We start from the raw sequence: 3,132 nt of genomic DNA, 5'->3' as shown, positions 1-3,132 counted from the left end.
TGGTCAGCTCGACGGAATCGGCGATGACCTCGCGCGACGGCAGCGAGGCGCGCATCCCGGCATGCCCCATGGCGATGCCGTCGGTGACGGTGATGGTGCAGAACTCGCGCGGGGTGCCCTTGGCCGCAGCGACGCCCTTCTTCACCGCCTGCGCCTGGCGCATCAGCGAGATGTTGCAGGGCGCGGCCTCGTTCCAGCACGAGGCGACGCCGACGAGCGGCTGGTGGATCTGCTGCTTGGTCAGGCCCATCGCGTAGAGGTACGAGCGGTGCGGCGCGCGGTCGGGCCCTTCCGTGACGTGGCGGCTCGGCAGCTTCGACTTGTCGTTCAGACGCGCGTCCATGACCTGTCCCGCACCCCCGGCCTGCACCGCATCGGCGCCGTCCCGCAGCGTGAGATCGACCGTCCGGCCGCGTCGGGGGACGCGGCGCGGGAGGGAGGGATCACGGTCTTGGAATGGCTCGCAACCTGGCGGTAACCGGTTGGGGGAAAAGCCGTTTACCGCCGATGCTGAGGTGGTCCCGGTTTATGGCGGGATCGCGGCGGATGAGGGCGGCTCCCGGGGCAAATCCGGGATGCTTTCGCGGTGTTGCGACCTCGCCACAGCCGCGCTTGGACTCGACGATGCCGACCCGGCGGCCGGGTCAAGCTTGAGGCAAGGACGACGCCGCCCCGGGGCCGGGAAGCGCATGATCGCTCTCGTCCTTGAGGGGCACGCCGGTCAGGCCGCGTGCGAACGCCTGCGCCAAGAGCCAGTTCAGCTTGAACGCGGCCAGATCGTGCGAGAGGCCGGCGGGCCGCACGTTCGAGATGCAGTTGCGCTCGGCGTCCGAGCGGCCCGGACGCGGCTCGAAGGTGAGGTAGATCCCGAGGCTGTCGGGCGAGGACAGGCCGGGGCGCTCGCCGATCAGCACCGCCACCGCGCGCGCCTTGAGGGCCGCGCCGACGGCATCGCCGAGGGCGACGCGGGCCTGGGACGCGACGACCACCGGAGCGAGGCTCCATCCGGCCCGCTCGATATGCGGCTTGAACGCCGCGAGAAGCGCCTGCGCGCCCTCGTGGACGGCACGGACTGAGAGCCCGTCGGCCACGACGATCGCGAGATCGACCGGCCCGGCCGACGCCCGCTCCAGGGCCTCCCGCCCCTCCGGAGCGAGGCGCCGGCCCTGGTCGGGGCGACGCAGGTAGGCCGCGCGGTCGGCCGCCTGCGAGGCGACGAGGAGCGTGCGAAAACCCTGCCCGGCGATCGCGTCGGCGATCGCTGCCGCGTCCATCGGCGCGTGGACGGCGTCGCGCGCCTGGGCGTGGGCGAGGCCGAAGCGCAGCACCTCCCGCGTCGGCAGGCCGCTGCCGGCCCGGCCGAGGCCGATCCGCGCCGGCGTCAGTCTTCGCAGCCGCGCCCAGATCTCGGCATCCCCGCTCATGCGGCGAGGCCCGAGGCGCCGGCGAGCAGCGGCGAGCCCGAGCCGCCGGGCAGCAGCGTGCCGGCGGCGTCCGTCATGCCCAGCGCATGCAACCACGCCTCGAACTCGGGCGCGCGCCTGAGGCCCAGGACCTCGCGGACGTAGAGCGAATCGTGGAACGAGGTCGATTGGTAGTTCAGCATCACGTCGTCGGCGCCGGGCACGCCCATCACGTAGGTGCAGCCGGCCGCCCCCAGCAGCGTGAGCAGCACGTCCATGTCGTCCTGGTCGGCCTCGGCGTGGTTGGTGTAGCAGACGTCGACGCCGAGCGGCACGCCCATCAGCTTGCCGCAGAAATGGTCCTCCAGCCCGGCGCGGATGATCTCCTTGCCGTCGTAGAGGTATTCGGGGCCGATGAAGCCGACGACGGTGTTGACGAGCAGCGGCCGGAACGGCCGCGCCACCGCGTAGGCGCGCGCCTCCAGGGTCTGCTGGTCGATGCCGTGATGGGCGTCCGCCGAGAGCGCCGAGCCCTGCCCGGTCTCGAAATACATGCCGTTGTCGCCGAGCGTCCCGCGCTTCAGGGCCAGCATCGCCGCGTGCGCCTCCCCGAGCAGGCCGAGCGTCACCCCGAAGCCGGCATTGGCCCTTTCCGTGCCGGCGATCGACTGGAACACCAGATCGACGGGCAGGCCGCGGTTCATCGCCTCGATCGCGGTGGTGACGTGGGTGAGCACGCAGCCCTGCGTCGGGATCGCGTGGCGCTGGATGACCTCGTCGAGGAGGTGCAGCAGCCTGTCCAGGACCGCCGGCGAATCCGAGGCCGGGTTGATGCCGATCACCGCGTCGCCGCAGCCGTAGGACAGGCCGTCGAGGATCGCCGCGGTGATGCCGGCGGGGTCGTCGGTGGGGTGGTTGGGCTGGAGCCGCACCGCCATCGTTCCGGGCAGTCCGATGGTGTTGCGGAACCGCGTGACCACCCGGCACTTCCGGGCGACGAGGATCAGGTCCTGGTTGCGCATGATCTTCGAGACCGCCGCCGCCATCTCCGGCGTGATGCCGGGCGCGATCCGGGCGAGCGTCGCGGACGGGGCGACCAGCAGGAACTCGCGGAAATCGCCGACGGTGAGGTGGGCGATCTCGGCGAACGCCGCCGCGTCGTGGCCGTCGAGGATCAGCCGGGTGACGTCGTCGGCCTCGTAAGCGATCAGCGGCCGGGCCAGGATCTCGGACAGGGTCACGTCGGCGAGGCACCAGCGCGCGGCCGAGCCCTCTTCCGCCGACTCCGCGGCGATGCCGGCGAGCCGGTCGCCGGAGCGGAGCGGCGTCGCCTTCGCCATCAGGGTCGGCAGGTCGGCGAAGACCCAGGTGCGGGGGCCGACGACGTGGCGATAGGCCATGATGAGACATCCCCCGGGCGCGGCATCAGCGGATCATGGGATACCATGCCACCCGGTCAAGCCGCGCCCGCATGCGGGGCCGGCACCTCCGTCGAGATCGCGTCCACGGTGCGCTCGGGCGGGCTGCCGAGGCCGTCCGAGCGCCGGATGCGGATCTGCTGGTTGACGGGCTGCATGTTGCCGTAGGGCGTCGAGAACGCGATCTCGGCCGCATCCCGGCCGACGCCGATGCGGACCAGCCCGTCGAGGTCGGCCTGGCGCGTGGCGTCGAACAGCCACCAGCGCCCGTCGAGATAGGCCTCGAACACCGCGTGGAAGTCGCTCGGCAC

Annotated in this window: 3 protein-coding genes and 1 pseudogene; all 4 read right to left on the bottom strand. The window is 72.1% G+C overall.

Going from position 1 to position 3,132, the window contains the following annotated elements; translation table 11 throughout:
• The coding region (locus ACFE86_RS22010) for a dihydroxy-acid dehydratase (protein ID WP_375457440.1) at window positions 1-343 on the bottom strand (343 nt) is incomplete at its 3' end.
• Window positions 344-644: 301 nt separating this feature from the next.
• Window positions 645-1,424, bottom strand: a complete 780-nt coding sequence (eutC, locus tag ACFE86_RS22005) for an ethanolamine ammonia-lyase subunit EutC (protein ID WP_375457439.1) — start codon at window positions 1,422-1,424, stop codon at window positions 645-647.
• Window positions 1,421-2,803, bottom strand: a complete 1,383-nt coding sequence (locus ACFE86_RS22000) for an ethanolamine ammonia-lyase subunit EutB (RefSeq protein WP_375457438.1) — start codon at window positions 2,801-2,803, stop codon at window positions 1,421-1,423. The genes eutC and ACFE86_RS22000 overlap by 4 nt, the downstream gene beginning before the upstream one ends.
• 56 nt (window positions 2,804-2,859) lie before the next feature.
• Window positions 2,860-3,132, bottom strand: a pseudogene (locus tag ACFE86_RS21995) (transglutaminase family protein); the annotation flags it as partial.

This window comes from uncultured Methylobacterium sp. (assembly GCF_964244095.1).
GTDB lineage: Bacteria > Pseudomonadota > Alphaproteobacteria > Rhizobiales > Beijerinckiaceae > Methylobacterium.
This window is presented reverse-complemented; position numbering and strand designations above follow the sequence as displayed.

Bases quoted from the DNA above. Each gene is read 5' to 3' on its own strand.
- eutC (WP_375457439.1), bottom strand. From the start codon at position 1,424: ATGAGCGGGGATGCCGAGATCTGGGCGCGGCTGCGAAGACTGACGCCG.
- ACFE86_RS22000 (WP_375457438.1), bottom strand. From the start codon at position 2,803: ATGGCCTATCGCCACGTCGTCGGCCCCCGCACCTGGGTCTTCGCCGAC.